Source organism: Microbacterium sp. Z10_103, from assembly GCF_058310455.1.
Map to the genome: position 1 here is coordinate 2995434 of NZ_JBZEGK010000001.1, position 16198 is coordinate 3011631.

Annotated in this window: 14 protein-coding genes and 1 riboswitch; of the genes, 7 read left to right on the forward strand and 7 right to left on the reverse strand. The window is 72.1% G+C overall.

Annotated features, from left to right (window positions below; translation table 11 throughout):
• Nucleotides 1–126: 126 nt before the first annotated feature.
• A complete protein-coding gene (locus AC4FS2_RS14470) occupies nucleotides 127–891 on the forward strand; it encodes a phosphotransferase (protein ID WP_491155841.1) in 765 nt (254 codons plus the stop codon).
• A gap of 9 nt (nucleotides 892–900) precedes the next feature.
• On the opposite strand, the gene AC4FS2_RS14475 is transcribed toward AC4FS2_RS14470, so the two are convergent.
• The 3 genes from AC4FS2_RS14475 to AC4FS2_RS14485 form a co-directional block, all read right to left on the reverse strand.
• Nucleotides 901–1686, reverse strand: a complete 786-nt coding sequence (locus tag AC4FS2_RS14475) for an energy-coupling factor transporter transmembrane component T family protein (RefSeq protein ID WP_491155840.1) — start codon at nucleotides 1684–1686, stop codon at nucleotides 901–903.
• Entirely contained in the window at nucleotides 1683–3143 is a 1461-nt protein-coding gene (locus tag AC4FS2_RS14480) for an ABC transporter ATP-binding protein (protein ID WP_491155838.1), read from the reverse strand. The genes AC4FS2_RS14475 and AC4FS2_RS14480 overlap by 4 nt, the downstream gene beginning before the upstream one ends.
• Entirely contained in the window at nucleotides 3140–3787 is a 648-nt protein-coding gene (locus tag AC4FS2_RS14485; protein ID WP_491155837.1) for an ECF transporter S component, read from the reverse strand. Before AC4FS2_RS14485 ends, AC4FS2_RS14480 begins: the two co-directional genes overlap by 4 nt.
• Nucleotides 3779–3888, reverse strand: a riboswitch (TPP riboswitch). Its footprint overlaps the gene before it by 9 nt.
• Nucleotides 3889–3925: 37 nt before the next feature.
• Between AC4FS2_RS14485 and AC4FS2_RS14490 the strand changes: the two genes are divergently transcribed.
• Nucleotides 3926–5407 (forward strand): D-alanyl-D-alanine carboxypeptidase family protein, encoded by a 1482-nt coding sequence (locus tag AC4FS2_RS14490; protein ID WP_491155835.1) that lies wholly within the window; start codon nucleotides 3926–3928, stop codon nucleotides 5405–5407.
• Nucleotides 5408–5420: 13 nt separating this feature from the next.
• On the opposite strand, the gene AC4FS2_RS14495 is transcribed toward AC4FS2_RS14490, so the two are convergent.
• From AC4FS2_RS14495 to AC4FS2_RS14505, 3 genes are all read right to left on the reverse strand, one after another.
• Nucleotides 5421–6338: a DnaJ domain-containing protein gene (locus AC4FS2_RS14495; protein WP_491155833.1), complete on the reverse strand. Its 918-nt coding sequence runs from the start codon at nucleotides 6336–6338 to the stop codon at nucleotides 5421–5423.
• An 88-nt stretch (nucleotides 6339–6426) separates the two neighbouring features.
• Entirely contained in the window at nucleotides 6427–6804 is a 378-nt protein-coding gene (locus AC4FS2_RS14500; protein ID WP_491155831.1) for a PPOX class F420-dependent oxidoreductase, read from the reverse strand.
• Nucleotides 6805–6881: 77 nt separating this feature from the next.
• Nucleotides 6882–7931, reverse strand: coding sequence for an enoyl-CoA hydratase/isomerase family protein (locus tag AC4FS2_RS14505; protein WP_491156770.1), 1050 nt, complete (start codon nucleotides 7929–7931; stop codon nucleotides 6882–6884).
• Nucleotides 7932–8046: 115 nt separating this feature from the next.
• On the opposite strand from AC4FS2_RS14505, the gene AC4FS2_RS14510 reads away from it, so the two are divergent.
• Complete coding sequence (locus tag AC4FS2_RS14510; protein ID WP_491155829.1) at nucleotides 8047–9549, forward strand: ABC transporter ATP-binding protein; 1503 nt, start codon at nucleotides 8047–8049, stop codon at nucleotides 9547–9549.
• On the forward strand, nucleotides 9546–10367 hold the full coding sequence (locus tag AC4FS2_RS14515; protein WP_491155827.1) for an ABC transporter permease: 822 nt from the start codon (nucleotides 9546–9548) through the stop codon (nucleotides 10365–10367). The genes AC4FS2_RS14510 and AC4FS2_RS14515 overlap by 4 nt, the downstream gene beginning before the upstream one ends.
• Here the strand turns inward: AC4FS2_RS14515 and AC4FS2_RS14520 are convergent.
• The gene (locus AC4FS2_RS14520; RefSeq protein WP_491155826.1) at nucleotides 10360–10815 is read right to left on the reverse strand and encodes a hypothetical protein; all 456 of its coding nucleotides are present in this window, start codon (nucleotides 10813–10815) and stop codon (nucleotides 10360–10362) included. The genes AC4FS2_RS14515 and AC4FS2_RS14520 overlap by 8 nt on opposite strands.
• A 159-nt stretch (nucleotides 10816–10974) precedes the next feature.
• On the opposite strand from AC4FS2_RS14520, the gene cofG reads away from it, so the two are divergent.
• Genes cofG through fgd form a run of 3 tightly spaced genes read left to right on the forward strand, consistent with a single transcriptional unit; the run spans nucleotide 10975 to nucleotide 16036 of the window.
• On the forward strand, nucleotides 10975–13536 hold the full coding sequence (gene cofG, locus AC4FS2_RS14525; protein ID WP_491155824.1) for a 7,8-didemethyl-8-hydroxy-5-deazariboflavin synthase CofG: 2562 nt from the start codon (nucleotides 10975–10977) through the stop codon (nucleotides 13534–13536).
• Nucleotides 13533–15023: a flavin-containing monooxygenase gene (locus tag AC4FS2_RS14530; RefSeq protein ID WP_491155822.1), complete on the forward strand. Its 1491-nt coding sequence runs from the start codon at nucleotides 13533–13535 to the stop codon at nucleotides 15021–15023. Before cofG ends, AC4FS2_RS14530 begins: the two co-directional genes overlap by 4 nt.
• Nucleotides 15020–16036 (forward strand): glucose-6-phosphate dehydrogenase (coenzyme-F420), encoded by a 1017-nt coding sequence (gene fgd / locus AC4FS2_RS14535; protein ID WP_491155820.1) that lies wholly within the window; start codon nucleotides 15020–15022, stop codon nucleotides 16034–16036. Before AC4FS2_RS14530 ends, fgd begins: the two co-directional genes overlap by 4 nt.
• Nucleotides 16037–16198: the final 162 nt, after the last annotated feature.

The window sequence follows — 16198 nt, forward strand, 5'->3', positions numbered from 1 at the left end:
GCAGCATCCGAATCAGGAGATCTGACCGACACAGGCCAATTGGCCCGCAAACGTCCTGTCTGCGCCACATCTCCTGATCTGGGCGCCGCGCAGCGCCGGAAGCGGACGGGAGCGGATGATGGGGCCATGAGCGAGAGCGCACCGGCCACGTCGCAGCAGTCCTTCATCCCGCCTGCCGTTCCCGCCCCCGCTCGCGTGCGCGAGCTCGCGGGCGGCGCCTCCCTCGAACCCGTGTGGGAGAACGAGCTCGGCGGCGTGACCTTCCGCGCGAGCGGACGCGACGGCATCCGATACATCAAGTACGGTCCGCGTAACGCCGAGACGTCGATGGCGGCGGAGGCGGAGCGCATTCGATGGGCGGCGCCGTACACGCCGGTGCCGTCGGTGCTCACGGCCGGGGCGGACGAGACGTCCGAGTGGCTCGTCACCGTCGGGATCGACGGCGACAGCGCCGTCTCACCCCGCTGGCTTCCCGACCCCGCCACGGCCGTCCGGGCCATCGGGAAAGGCCTGCGCGCCCTGCACGGGGCCCTGCCGGTCGATGAGTGCCCCTTCGACTGGAGCATCCCGGCACGTGTGGCGAACGCCGAAGAGCGGGGCATCCACCTGCCGTCGGCCCTGCGCGACACGCCTCCGATCGACCGGCTCGTGGTCTGCCACGGCGACGCGTGCGCCCCCAACACGCTCCTCGGCGAGAACGGCCAATGGGTGGCGCACGTGGACCTCGGTGCCCTCGGTGTCGCCGACCGCTGGGCCGACATCGCCGTCGCCGCCATGAGCACCGAGTGGAATTACGGCCCCGGATGGCAGGACGCCCTGGTGGAGGCCTACGGCATCGCGGACGATCCGGTTCGGATGGCGTTCTACCGCGACCTGTGGAACGCGACCTGACCGCCGGAGTCAGAGACCGAAGATCGGGCGCCACGCGCCCACCATCACCGACACGACGACGGATGCTGCGGCGATGACCGCGGCCACCAGCACAAGCCCCGCGTCCCGGCCCCGGAAGCGCGACGGACGCGCCCACGTCCGCTTTCCCGGGGCGCCGAACCCGCGAGCCTCCATAGCCGTGGCGAGCTTGGAACCGCGCCGGATCGCGAGGACGAGGAGCGCGAACATCTGGCCGAGCAGCCTCCGGATCCGTCCGGTGTCGGCGACGCCGCGCGCACGGCGGGCGAGCGACAGCTCACGCCAGTCCTCCAGGAGGAGCCCGACGAGGCGCAGACCGGCGAGCGCCCCCAGCACGAAGCGCGCGGGCAGGCGGAGATTCTGCGCGAGCCCGTCCGCGAGGTCGGTGGGATCGGTCGTCGCGAACAGCACGACGCTCGGCACCGCGATGGCCAGCACCCGGAGGAAGATGGCGAGGGCCAGCGCGATCGATCCGTCGGTCACGCGCAGCACCCCCCACTCGACGTAGACGGCGCCGGAAGGCCGCCCGTAGAGCACCGTCGCGGAGGCCGCGATCACCGCCCCGACGACGATCGGCCACACCCGGAGCCACAGGTCGCGGACACGGATGCGGGTCAGCGGAAGGAGAAGGAGTGTCGCCCCCAGGGTGACCCCGGCCGACACCGGGTCGATCGACGCGAGCAGCGCCCCGGTGAGGACGAGCGTCGCCGCGAGCTTGGCGACCGGGTTCATCCGCGCCAGCAACCCGTCGCGCGGACCGAGCGAGATCAGACTCACGCCGCCCCCATCACGAGTTCGTCGTCGGCGAGCGCGTCCACCAGTGCACGATCATGGGTGACGAACGCCACGGCGGTGCCGCCGGCACGCAGAGCGTCGATGAGCGACGCGATCTCGCGCCAGGTCACCGCATCCTGACCGAAGGTCGGCTCGTCGAGCACGAGCACCCGCGGGGCCGTCGCGATCGCTGCCGCGACGGTCAGCCGCCGCTTCTCCCCGCCCGACAGCGTGAACGGGTTGACGTCGGCGAGCCGGGTCAACCGGAGCTTTTCGAGCAGGTCGTCCACGAGCGGCGCGATGTCGGCGGGATCGCGGTGAAGCGCGCGCGGCCCGACGGCGAGCTCGTCGCGCACCCGTGTGGTGAGGAGCTGATGCTCGGGCTCTTGGAACACCATCCCGATGCGAGTGAGCAAGTCGCGGGCGCGCCATCCCGTCGGAGCAGGCCCGAGCCGGCCGGCCAGCTCGGGTGTTGCCGCGAGCTCTCCGCCGGCGGGGCGCAGGAGGCCGGCCAAGGTCAGGGCGAGCGTCGACTTACCGGCACCATTCGGACCCGTCAGGGCGAGGGCGCGGCCCCCACGCAGCTGGGTCGAGATCCCGGATGCGGCCACCGCCGCCTCGCGCGCACCGAACCGCCGGCGCCCCACTGCCAGGTCTGCGGCACCGAGCAGAAGAGGCGCCGACGCGGCGCGGACGGTGCGCTCGATGCCGGGCGCCACACCGGGAACCCACACCCCGGCCGCGGTCAGAGCAGCCGCGTGGCCGCGGAAGACGGCATCCGGAGAACCGTCGGCGCGCACCCCACCGTCCCCGAGCACGACGACACGGTCGACGGCGTCCGCCCACAGCGACACGCGATGCTCCACGACCACCAGGGTCGCGCCGGTTGCTGCCGCAGCGGCCACGACCGCGTCGCGCACCTCGACCGCGCCCTGCGGGTCGATGTTCGCGGTGGGTTCGTCCAGGAGCAGCAGCCCGGGGCGCATGGCGAGGAGACCCGCCAGTGCGAGACGCTGCTTCTGCCCGCCCGACAGCTGTGCGGTCGGATGGTCGCGCGGCACCGGAAGCCCTACGGCCTCGAGCGCAGCATCCACCCGTCGCCAGATCTCCTCGCGCGGCACCCCGAGGTTCTCGCACGCGAACGCCACGTCATCCCCGACCCGGGCGAGGATGACCTGTGCGTCGGGGTCTTGCAGCACGAGCCCCGCACGACCGCGGGCGTCGCCGGCGGGCACGCCGTCGATGGTCAGCGAGCCCGCGCTCTCGCCGTCCTCGGCGTCGCCCACCACCCCGGCGAGCGCGCGGAGGAGCGTGCTCTTGCCCGATCCGCTGGCACCGAGCAGCAGCACCCGCTCCCCCGGCTGCACGTCGAGGTCGAGACCGGAGACCGCCCAGCGCCGCCGCCCGGCGTGACGCCACCCCCACCCGCGGGCGCGGACGCCGGCCGGAGCGACGTTCACGCGGGTTCGGCGGAGTCCGCCTCGCGGATGCGGTGCTCCCGGCCGGCCGCGAAACGGTCGAGCGCACCCGTCGCCGCGAGCGCCCGGGCGAGCACCCACGAGACGAGGCCGGCCAGCAGGAGCCCGGAGGCGACCGCCGCGACGAAGTAGACGACGCGGGCCTCGAACGCCAGGGCCGCCACGGAGGAGAAGGACGTGTCCAGCAGCCCGACGGCGAGCCCGGCGAGGGCACCCGAGACCAGCGCCGCGCCCAGGCGCCAGTTGGCGTAGGCGAACAGCGCGAACCCGAGCTCGGCTCCGAGGCCCTGCACCACGCCCCAGATGAGCGTCGTGAAACCCCACTGCGTGCCGATCGCCATCGACACGACGGCCGCGACCACCTCGGCGTACAACGCGGCGCCGGGCTTGCGGATGATGAGGCCGCCGAGCACGCCGGCGAACAGCCATCCACCGGCGAGAAGCCCCGACATGCCTGGCGTGAACGCCAGAAGTGTGTCCAGAGCGGGCCAGGCTTGACCCCACAACCAGAAGATGACGCCCGCTGCGACGCCGATGACGCTGGCGACGACGATGTCGACGACCCGCCACCGGAAGCGGCGGGTTCCGGTCCCGGTGCGGGCGGATGTGGACGTGGAAATGTTCATTTCGCTCCTCCCTGCGCTGGCATGACCCAGATCAGGTTCGACGGTCGAAGCGTGGATCGCTTCCTCTCAGCCCGGCTCACCGGACTCCCGTGGTTTGTCGCGCCTGAGTATACCGGCGCCGAACGGTACGTTAGGCGGGTGACTGCCGAAGCGCCTCCGCCCACCCGGCGGGCTCTGCGCACGGAGGGCCCCGCCGCGGAGGAAGACGCCTCATCGGGCGGCGCAGAGAGCCCCGGCACCCTGGTGATGCAGGAACCTGCCGACCCGCCGGTCGCCGCCAGACCTTCCGGACCGGTTGCCCTGGCGTGGGTGGATGAAACCCGGGTCACCATACCGGTGTCGACGACCGACGCCGCGTCTGCGACCGCGCCCGCTTCGGCGCCCGACCTCCTCCGCGGCGCCCGGCGACGCTCGCCGTGGCGCACGGGAGTCCTGGCACCGGGGGGTGTGCTCCTCCTGGTCGCCGCCGCCTACGCCGCGATCACGCTGCTGTGGCCGCTGCATGCCGTGGCGCCTCGCATCGAATCGGTGGCGGTGCAGACCATCGCCGCGCCGCCGGCCGCACCGGCCTGGCCCGCGGAGGGAAGTGCCGCCATCTCGGTGGCCGGCATCCCGGGGGCACTCGCCTCCACCGGCGACGCGTCCTCCATTGCGAGCATCACGAAGGTCGTCACGGCGCTGCTCGTCCTGGACCGCCTGCCGCTGGCCGTGGGCGAGAGCGGCCCGGAGTATCGCTTCGCCGCCGCCGACCGCACGCGGTACTGGCAGTACCGGGCCAACGGCGAATCTTCCCTGGACGTGCCCGTGGGCGGGGTCCTGACCGAGTACCAGCTGCTCGAGGGGATGCTGATCGGATCGGCCAACAACTACGCCGACCGGCTCGCCGACGACCTGTGGCCCTCCGACGAGGTGTACGCCGCCGCCGCAAGCGCGTGGCTGGCCGCCCAGGGCATCGACGGCATCACGATCGTCGACCCGTCCGGCATCAGCCCGGGCAACTCCGCCACGCCCGACGCGCTGCTCACCCTGGCCTCCCGCGCGATGGCGAATCCGGTCATCTCCGAGATCGTCCGCAAGGAGTCGACCGAGATTCCCGGTGCGGGAACGGTGCGCAACTCCAATCCGCTGTTGACGGATACCGGAATGGCCGGGATCAAGACCGGCACCCTCGACCGCTACAACCTCCTGACCGCGAAGGATGTCCCCCTCGGCGACACCACGGTGCGGCTCTACGCCGCCGTCCTCGGACAGCCCGATTCCGCCCGGCGCGACGAGGCCACCCGGGCCCTGTACGCGCAGGCGGAGTCAGAGCTGCAGCTGCGGCCGTCGGTGACGGAGGGGACGCTCGCGGGGCACGTCGTGACGCGGTGGGGGGAGAGAGTCGACGTCGTCACCGCCGAAGACGCCACGGTCGTGCTGTGGAACGGCGCCGCGGCGAGCGCCGCCTCCGATTTCGCGCTCGGAGACTCGGCGGCGGACGGCGACGTCGTCGGCACGCTCGCGGTGTCGGGGCCGGTGGACAGCACGAGCGTCGACCTGGAGCTGGCCGACGACGTCGAGGCCCCGAGCACGTGGTGGCGCCTCACCCACCCGCTCGACCTGCTGGGGCTCAACGACTGAAGCCGACGTCGCGTCAGACGTGGGCGACGCGCTGCTGCAGGCGGCTGCGGATATCGAAAAGCTCGGTCCCGCCGATCTCCCGGGCGCCCGCGACGCCCTGCCGCAGCAGCGTCGACAGGGCGCTGCGGGATGCCACCGCCACGGGTGTGCCGCGCACCTTCCCGAGCTGAGTGATCGCATCGAGCGTGTCGCCGTCGGGGAGGACCACGATCGCGCCACTGAAGCGCACACCCGCCGCGCGCCCGATCAGGCGCAGTCCGCCGACGAGCTGCGACACGGGAGACCCGACGACGTTCGGCCCCACGATCTCTCCCCGGCGGAAGCCGACGGGCCCGCCGAAGTCTTCCGAGAGCACGGCGTACAGTCCGCTGGGTCCGAGCACGACGTGGTCGATCTTCTCGTCGGGATTCCCCTCGCGGGATGCGGCGACATCGTGCCACACGGTGTACCCCATCCCGAGGTCGGCGACGATGCGGGCGGTGGCCTCCTCGGCGAGGGCGTCGGCGAGGAGGCGGCGCAGGTCGTGCGGTGCCGAGCGCACCAGCGACGGTTCGTACGGATCGGGGATCTCGACGCCGCGACCCACCCACTCGCGGATGAGCGTGAGGTAACGCTCTCGGCGCCATCCGCCCGGCTGACCGTAGGTGCGGGCGCGCGGCCGGGTGTCGGGGCGGGGTGCCGACGCCGAGGCGGGACCTGCCCACTCCGGGCTCGCGGAGCCCCGGCCGCGATCGTAGGCCGCCCGCGCTGCGGGGGTTCCGATCAGCTCCCACGCCCGCTGCACCTGGATGAACACGGCCGCGTCGCCGCCGGCGTCGGGGTGGCTCTGGCGCAGGCGCAGGCGGTACGCACGACGAAGCGTCTCGTCATCGGCGGCCGGCTCCACACCGAGCACCTCGTAGGCAGACGCCGACACCGGGCTGTCGAACACGAATCCTCCCCCGCGCGCTGTGCAGCGCAGCATCCATCAGGCTAACCGCCGCAGACTGGACGCGGGCTGTCGACGGCGCCGGTTCCGCTCAGGCCCGGAACTGCGGCGAACCCAGCACGCGTTCCACCGTGATCTCCAGCACCACGCGCTCCGGGTTGGGCGAGGGCTGCCGGTAGCGCCGTGCGTACAGCGCGACGGCGTGGGCCACCGCATCCGGGCTCTCATCGATGCGAGCAGGTCCCTCGAAGCTGATCCACCGACGGCCATCCACGGTGTTCACGCTCGCGCGTCCGGTCCGCTGGACGTTGAGGAACTTCTGCGAGCCGCGACTGCCGATCACCCGCACGGAGCCGTCCTCATAGGTGATGCCCACCGGGACGGAGTGGATGCGTCCGTCGCGGCCCAGGGTGGAGAGCGTAGCCAGGTGGTACTCGCTGAGGAAGGCCAGCGCTTCGTCGGTGATCACTCCCTCAGGGTGCCATGCCTCGCCCGGCGGACGTCACGCGCGAGGCGTGGCGGTCTCGCTCCGCCTGCGCCGACACGTCACGCGTCCCAGAGGGAAAGCGCGGGCGTATAGGCGAAGGCGTCGGCGATCAGCTGCTCCGGAGCATCCGGCTGCCAGCGGGGAGAGCGGTCTTTGTCGATCAGCTGCGCGCGGATCCCCTCGACGAGGTCGGGCTGTGACGTGACGAACCACATCACCAGCCCGTACTCCTGCGCGAGGGCCGATTTCAGGTCGGGCAGCGCCCGCGCCCGGCGCACCGCTTCCAGCGTCACGGCGAGCGACACCGGCGACAGTGCCGTGAGGATGTCGGCGGCTTCGGATGCCTCGGGTTCGGGCCGCGTCCGCAGACGGTCGACGATCTCGGCCACCGTTTCTCCGGCGAACGCCTCATCGATCCACGACCGTGCCGCAGCCAGCGCTGAGGGCGCCGGCGTGTCGTCGAGGAGGAGCACGAGTTCCGCCGGTCCGGTCGGATGCGCGCGCGTGGCCAGTGCGTCGCGGAGCGCTTCGATCCGGGCCGTCGGCACGAGATGGTCGGCGAAACCGGCATAGATGGCGTCCGATGCATCCATCGCCGCCCCCGTGAGCGCGAGGTATTCGCCCAGCCGGCCCGGCGCGTGGGCCAGCAACCACGACCCGCCCACGTCCGGGGTGAATCCGATCCGCGTCTCGGGCATCGCCAGGCGCGAGCGTTCGGTGACGACGCGGATGGCGGCGTGTCCGGCGAGTCCGATCCCGCCGCCCATGGTGATGCCGTCGGCCAGCGCCACGACCGGCACCGGCGACGATGCGATCGCGGCGTTCAGCCGGTACTCGTCGCGGAAGAAATGCGCCGTGTCTTCGATGCGGCCCCCGACGATCTGCTGGTACAGCTGACGGACGTCGCCGCCCGCGCAGAAGCCGCGGTCGCCCGCGCCGTCCAGCAGCACCACGTCGACGGCCGCGCTGGACTGCCATCCGGTGAGGGCTGCAGCGAGGTGCTGGATCATGCTGTGACTGAGTGCGTTGAGCGTCTTCGGCCGGTTGAGCGTGAGCCGTCCGAGGCTCCCCGCGACGCGCACGAGGACGTCAGCATCCTCCGCGTCCATCGTGTTCACCACGCCGCCACGTTACCGGCCGCCGCACCCGAGCCGGGCGAAGTCCCGCGCAATCCCGGGGAATCCGGGAAGATAGGGGCAATCGCACAACGACGAGAGGTTCGGCATGCCCGAAGGACAGGTGCTGGAATTCTCCGGCGTCACCAAACGCTTCGGCTCCGTCACCGCCGTTTCGGATCTGACCACGCGGGTCGAGCCCGGCCAGGTGACCGGGTTTCTCGGTCCGAACGGCGCCGGCAAGACCACGACCCTGAGCATCCTGTTGGGTCTCGTCCGCGCCACCGAAGGCTCGGCGACGATCGGCAGGGTCCCCTATGCACAGCTCCGCCGGCCCCTGCAGTCGGTGGGCGCGGTGCTGGAATCGTCGAGCTTCCACCCGGGCCGCACCGCCGCGAACCATCTCACCGTCTACGCACAGGCTGCCGGCATCCCCCGTGCGCGCGTCGACGAGGTGCTGGGCATCGTCGGGCTGGCGGATGCGGCGGGCCGCAAGGTCGGCGGATTCTCGCTCGGCATGCGCCAGCGACTCGGCCTCGCCTACGCGCTGCTCGGCGACCCCGGCGTGCTGGTGCTCGATGAACCGTCGAACGGCCTCGACCCCGAGGGCATCCGGTGGATGCGGGGGCTGCTGCGCAGCCTCGCGGCCGAGGGGCGCACCGTGCTCTTCTCGTCGCACCTGCTCGCCGAAGTGCAGCAGACGGTCGATTCGCTGCTGATCATCACGCAGGGAAGGCTCGTCTTCCAGGGCGGCATCGAAGACCTCGCCGACGCGTCCGACCACGCGACGGTCGTCGACGCGCCCGACCGCGACGCGCTGGAGGCGGCGCTGACGGCGGCCGGCCACTCGTTCGAGGTGCTGCGAAACGGACTGACCGTGCGGACGGCGGAGCCCGCGGAAGTCGGGGCTCTGGCCGCCGCCGCCGGGATCCCCCTCTCCGGCCTGCAGCGCCGTGGTGCGACGCTCGAGGACGTCTTCCTCGAGCTCGTCAGCGGCGCCCGCATCCACCCCAGCGCCGGTGGCGACCCCAGCGCCGGAGGCGACCCCGGCTCCGTCCTGCCCGCCGCCGTCCCGTCCGACGCCGCATCCACCCCCGCCGCCGTCGTGTCCGACGCCACATCCACACCCACCGGCCCCGCCGCATCCACCCCCGCGGCCGTCGCCGCATCAGGAGATGTCGCGGACACAGGACACATCGCCGAAGATCGGCCTGATCTCGCCGCATCTCCTGATCCGGATGCACCGGACGACGACCCCACCGGGATCGCCCCCGCCGCGGCCACTCCCGCCCCCTTCCCCGCCGCATCCACCCCCACCGGCGACGCCGCATCAGGAGATGTCGCGGACACAGGACACACCGCCGAAAATCGGCCTGATCTCGCCGCATCTCCTGATCCGGATGCACCGGACAACCCGGACGCCACGGACACCCCCGACACCCCGGACGGGGCGTCACCAGAGGTCGAGCCGGGCCGGGCGCGTCACGAGCCGCCCCTGGTCACCGCCTCCTTCGCTGTCGCCTCCACCGGCGTGATCGACATCGTCCCGCGAGAGGCGAACAGCCCCGATCCCGTGAACGCCCCGCACACCGAGGAGGGGGACCAGCGATGAGCCTCATCTCCGCGAGCCGTTCCGAGCTCACGAAGCAGTTCACCACCGCCATCTGGTGGATCCTCGGGCTCGTCATGGTGCTCTACATCGGACTCACCGCGGCCGGCTTCGGCTTCCTCCTCGCCTCGCTCGCGACGGGCGCCCTCGGCGGCGCCGCCGAGGGCCCGCAGGTGCCGGCCGACATGCTGCCACCCGTGATCTACAGCATCGCCACGTCGTTCGGCTACGTCTTCCCGCTCCTCGTCGGAACGCTCATGGTGACGACGGAGTTCCGCCACAAGACCCTCACCCCCACCTTCCTGGCCACCCCCCGCCGCGGCGTCGCGCTGGCCGGGAAAGTCGTCATCGGCGTGGTGATGGGTGTGCTCTTCGGCGTCCTGGGCCTGATCGCGACGGTCGTGCCGGGCGCGATCGTCCTCAGCGCATCGGGCCTGGAAACCGGCCTCGGCTCGTCGGACACCTGGGCGCTCGCAGGGCGGATGGTGCTCGCCTTCGTGCTGTGGACACTCGTCGGTATCGGGGTGGGGTCAGTCGTGCGCAACCAGGTGGTCGCGATCGTCGTCGTGCTCGCTTTCACGCAGTTCATCGAACCGATCGCGCGGCTCGCGGGCGGCTTCGTCGACGCCCTCGAGCCGGTCGTGCGGGTGCTCCCGGGCGCCGCCAGCGACGCGCTGGTGGGGGCGAGCGCCTTCTCGATCAGCATGCCCACGACCAGCGACCCGATCCCCTGGTGGGCCGGCGGCCTCGTGCTGCTCGCCTACGCGCTCGTGTTCCTCGTCGTCGGACAGTTCACGAGCTGGCGGCGCGACGTCAACTGACGCCGGGTACGACGACCGGACGCTTCGGCCGCGCCTTTCCGGCCTTCGCCGGGGTGGGGGCGGCGAGGATGGCGACGTCCTCCGGCTCGTCGGCGACATCCTTGAGCCGCAGCGCCTGTACGAGCGCCACCCCGTGACGGGTCGTGAGCACGAGCCGCTCGAACTCCTCGTGCTCGTGGAGGTCGATCACGACGCTCGGCCGGCGACGGCGGATGACCGCGAAGTCGGCGCCGGACGCCGACTTCCACGTGCCCATGGCGAGCGCTCCGGGCAGATAGGTCCCGGGGCTCGGCACGCCGCGCAGCCACGTCCACGCGTCATCCGTCAACTGCGCCCGGACGATCTGCTCGCGAGGCACAACGACCTTGCGGTGGCGGAAGGACACCGCCCTTTCGACGGTCGAGAGCACGACCTCCAGCTGCGACGAGTCGAGCAGCAGGGTCACCATGCGTCTAGTCTGCCAGCGCGCCCCGACCGCCACACGCGCGGATGCTCACAGGTCGGCAACGATCCGCCCCTCCCCGCCCCCGGGACCTCGCACTTTCCTGCCTGAGTCGACGCCGCCGCAGCGGAGCCGCCCCCTCCCCCAGCGGGATAGCCTGAAACCATGACCACCGGCAGCGCGGTGCCCCAGGCGAGACCGCAGTATTCGCCGGTTCGGGATGTTCGCGACGTGCTCGCGCGATCGGCGGCGGGTCACGCCCTGGACGCCGACGACGCTTCCGTGCTCCTGACCGCGAACGGCGACGATCTCGACGCCCTCCTGCACGCCGCGGGCGCCATGCGCGACGTCGGCCTCGCCGCGGCCGGGCGGCCCCGCGTGATCACCTACTCCCGCAAAGTGTTCGTGCCCCTGACGACGCTCTGCCGCGACCGGTGCCACTACTGCGTCTTCGTCGACACCCCCGGTCAGCTGTTCAAGAAGCGCAAGCCGGCGTACATGTCGCCCGAGCAGGTGCTCGCCGTGGTGCGCCAGGGGCAGGCTCTCGGCTGCAAGGAGGCCCTGCTCACGCTCGGCGACCGGCCGGAGGATCGCTGGCCGGAGGCGCAGGCGTGGCTCGACGAGCACGGTTACGCGTCGACCCTCGACTATGTCGGCGCGATCGCGCGGCTCATCACCGCCGAGACGGGGATGCTCGCGCATCTGAACCCCGGCGTCATGTCGCACGACGAGCTCGGGATGCTCCGCCCCACGGCCCCCTCGATGGGCATGATGCTGGAGACCACGTCCGAGCGGCTGTTCCGCGTGCCCGGCCAGGTACATTTCGGTTCCCCGGACAAGGACCCGGCACTGCGGCTCGCGGTGATCGAGGACGCCGGGCGCCAGCGCATCCCCTTCACCACCGGCATCCTCGTCGGCATCGGCGAGACGCTGCGCGACCGCGCCGAGTCGCTCCTCGCGATGCGCGACCTGCACGAGCGGTACGGGCACGTGCAGGAGATCATCGTGCAGAACTTCCGCGCGAAGCCGCACACCGCGATGCAGGGGGCGCCCGATGCCGACCTGCTCGAGTACGTCGCCGCCGTCGCCACCGCACGACTCGTCTTCGGACCCGGCATGCGCATCCAGGTGCCGCCAAACCTCTCCGACCCCACGGAGTTCGCGCTGCTGATGCGCGCCGGCATCGACGACTGGGGCGGGGTGTCGCCGCTGACGGCCGACCACGTCAACCCCGAGCGGCCCTGGCCGCACCTCGACGACCTCGCCCGCTTCACGGCCGATGCGGGGTTCGTCCTGCGCGAGAGGCTCACGGCGCATCCCGAGTTCGTCCGCGATGCCGTGGGATGGATCGACCCTGGGCTCCACGACGCCGTCGCGGCGCTGGCCGAGCCCGACGGGCTGGCGGCCGATGTACAGCCGGCCGCGCTTCCCCGTGTCCGTCATTCCGGAGACGCGCCGAGCCGACGGGCCGCCACGACCCCGGATGCTCCGGATCTCCTGAGTTCGGCGCGCTCGAGCACCGTGACCGCGCTCGCCGAGCGGGCCGCGAGCGACCCCCTCACCCTCGATGACGCGGAGTGGGAGACACTGCTCACCGCCACCGGCGCCGACCTCGACATCCTCGCCGCGACCGCCGACGACGTACGCCGGTACACCGTCGGCGAGACCGTCAGCCTCGTGGTCAACCGCAACCTCACGTCCGCCGGATTCCTTGCGGCCGGCCGCACGGCGGCGGGCACGTTCGGCCTCGCCGATGTCGCGGCCATCGCCGCGGATGCCGCGGACCTCGGCGCTACAGAGCTCTGCATCCAGGGCCGGCTTCCCGACACCGAGGATCCGGCCGCGTACCTCGACATGGTGCGCGCCGCGAAAGCCGCTGCGCCCGGGCTGCACCTGCACGCCTATCGACCGCAGGATGTGTGGGACCTTGCGGACCGCTCGGGCCTCGGCCTCGATGGCGCGCTAGCCGCGCTCCGCGACGCCGGTGTCGACACGGTTCCGGGCACGGGCGTGAAGATCCTGAGCGAACGCGTCCGCGCACTCGTGGCGCCCGGAGATCTGGACATCGACCGCTGGGTCGAGGGGATCACCGCGGCGCACCGCGCCGGGTTCTCCTCCACGTCGGTGCTCTTCTACGGGCACGTCGAGACCGCGGGCGAGCGCATCGCGCATCTGCGGGCGCTGCGCCGCATCCAGGACGCTTCGTCAAGCTCAGCGGCCGGGAGCGCACACTCGGCGGGCGGGAGCGCACACTCAGCGGGCGGGGGCGGCTTCACCGAGTTCGTCCCGATCCCGCTCCCCGGGCACGGCACCCCCCTCGTCCCGGGCCGGGCGCCCCTGGACGAACACCGGGCCATGGTCGCCGTGTCGCGGCTGATGCTCTCCGGCAGCATCCCGCACATCCAGATCGCGTGGACTCGCGTGGGTCGCGAGGCTGCCGCGACGCTCCTGGGCGCGGGGGGCGACGACCTCGGCGGGACGCTCCTCGACGGCCGCGTGCTGCCGGACACCGGCATCGAGCAGGGCCTCGAGCTCCCCCTCGCCGACGCGGAGCGAATCGCCGCACGCCTGTTCCGCCCGTTCCGCCAGCGCACGACCGACTATCGGACGCCCCATCAGGCGCACGGTCCGGACGCCGCGCAGGCGCACGGAACGGCTCAGGAACAGGCACCAGGCGCGTCCCCGGGGCACGTCCCCGCGTACCGATCGACGGCGGCCCCCCGGTGACCCGCACGCAGGTCGCGATCATCGGCGCGGGCTTCGCCGGAATCGGCATGGCGATGGCGCTTCGCCGAGCCGGCCGGGAGGACTTCGTCGTCCTCGAACGCGGAGCATCCGTCGGCGGCACGTGGCGCGATAACACCTACCCGGGTGTCGCCTGCGACGTTCCGTCCCACCTGTACGGGTTCGCCGCGCATCCGAATCCGCGGTGGTCGGCCAGCTTCGCCCCCGGCCCCGAGATCCACCGGTACCTCGCGGATGTCGCGGACGCGGAAGACCTCGGCGATCGCCTTCGCCTGCGCACCCCGATGCTCGGCGCGGAGTGGGATGCCGATTCCTCCGTGTGGCGGATCGACACCGGTGCCGAGCCCGTCGTCGCCGACGCCCTCGTCCTGGCGTGCGGGCGCCTGACCGAGCCCGAGGTTCCCGCCATCCCCGGCCTGGAAACCTTCCCCGGGCCGATCTTCCATTCCGCCCGCTGGGACCACGAGACACCCCTCGCCGGCGCGCGCGTCGCAGTGGTGGGCACCGGCGCCAGCGCCGTGCAGATGGTGCCCGAGCTTGCGCGCCTCGCCGCCCACGTCACCCTCTTCCAGCGCACTCCCGCGTGGATCGTGCCGCGGGGCGCGTCGGCGTACACCCCCGACGAGCAGCGCCGCTTCGCCGAGCACCCCGGCGAGCTCGCGCGCCTGCGCGCCGAGCTGTACGCGGACGGGGAGGCACGCTTCGCGTCCCGCTCGGGGGATGCTTCGGCCGCGGCCGAGGCCCGCGACGTCGCGCTTGCACACCTCGCGGCGCAGATCGCCGACCCCGCGCTCCGGGCCGCGCTGACCCCCGACTACGACTTCGGCTGTAAGCGAGTGCTCCTCTCCGATGAGTTCTACCCCGCCGTCGCATCCGACGCCGTCACCCTCGAGCCCTCCGCCCTCGCCGAAGTGGCAGGCTCAACCCTCGTCTCCGCCGCGGACGGGCGGTTCACGGCCGACGTGATCGTGCTCGCGACGGGGTTCGCGGCGTCACAGCAGCCGTACGCCGACGTCGTTCGGGGCGACGGTGCCACGACGCTTGCCGAACACTGGGCCGCCGGGATGACGTCGTTCGGGTCGACCGCCGTGTCGGGATTTCCCAACATGTTCGTGCTGAACGGACCCAACGCCAGCCTCGGACACAACTCCTCGGTGCTCATGATCGAAGAGCAGGCCGCGTACGTCGTCCGCGCCCTCGCGCTTCGCGACCGCCGGCCGGACAGCGTGCTGCGCGTGCGGCCGGAGGCGGAAGCGGCCTACACCTCCGAGATCGTCGCCGCCGCCGCATCTACGCCGTGGATGACCGGCGGATGCCGCAACTGGTACGTCGACGCACGGTCGGGGCGGCTCACCCTGCTCTGGCCGGGCACGGTGCAGGCGTTCCGCGAGCGCCTGGCGGGCGCCGACGGATCCGAGTTCGAAACCGATCACGCCTCCATCCGCGGGGCAGCAAGGGGAGACACATGAGCGTTCCGCTGAGGTTCGGGTACAAGGCCTCGAGCGAACAGTTCGGTCCGACCGAGCTGCTCGATTTCGCCGTCCTGGCCGAGGAGATGGGGTTCGACTCCGTTTTCCTCTCCGACCACTTCCAGCCCTGGATGCACGACGGCGGTCACGCCCCGGCGGCACTGCCGTGGATGGGTGCGCTCGGACAGCGCACGTCGCGGATCATCATGGGGACGTCGGTGCTGACGCCGACCTTCCGTTACCACCCGGGCGTGATCGCGCAGGCGTTCGCGACCCTCGGGGTGATGTACCCCGGCCGCGTCATCCTCGGCGTGGGCACGGGCGAAGCACTGAACGAAGTGACCCTGGGGCTGGAGTGGCCCGATCCGCCCGAGCGGTTCCAGAGGCTCAAGGAAGCGATCACGCTCATCGAGAAGCTCTGGGACGGTGAGCGGGTCACCTTCGACGGCACGTACTACTCGGTCAAGGACGCCACGGTCTACGATCGCCCGCCCGCCGACCAGAAGGTGCCGATCTACATCGGCGCGTCCGGGCCGGCCGCCACGCGCCTCGCCGGCCGCGTCGCCGACGGCTACATCACGACCAGCGGCAAGGCGCCCGAGCTGTACACCGACACGCTGCTGCCCGCGCTGAAGGACGGGCTGCAGAAGGCCGGTCGCCCCGAGGACGCGATCGACACGATGATCGAGGTCAAGGTTTCGTACCACCCCGACGCGGACATCGCGCTGGAGAAGACCCGGTTCTGGGCGCCCCTGGCCCTCTCGGCCGAGGAGAAGATGGGCGTGCACGATCCCATCGAGATGCAGCGCCTGGCCAAGGAGCTGCCGATCGAGCGCGCCGCATCCCGGTTCATCGTGTCGACAGACCCCGAAGAGCACGTGGAGAAGATCGCGCGATACGTTGAACTCGGCTTCCGCCATCTCGTGTTCCACGATCCGGGCGCGGATCAGCGCGAATTCTTACGCATGTACGGCGCGGAGATCCTCCCCCGCCTCCGCGCACGCTTCGCCTGACCCGCTCCCCGGCCGCCCGCACGCCCGGACCTCGCGCACCCCGCACCCGCTTTCCCGCACCCGCACCCCGCACACCCCGCCCCGCAGCCCGCTTTCCCGCACCCGCACCCCGCACACCCCGCCCCGCAGCCCGCTTTCCCGCACCCGCACCCCGCACTCCGG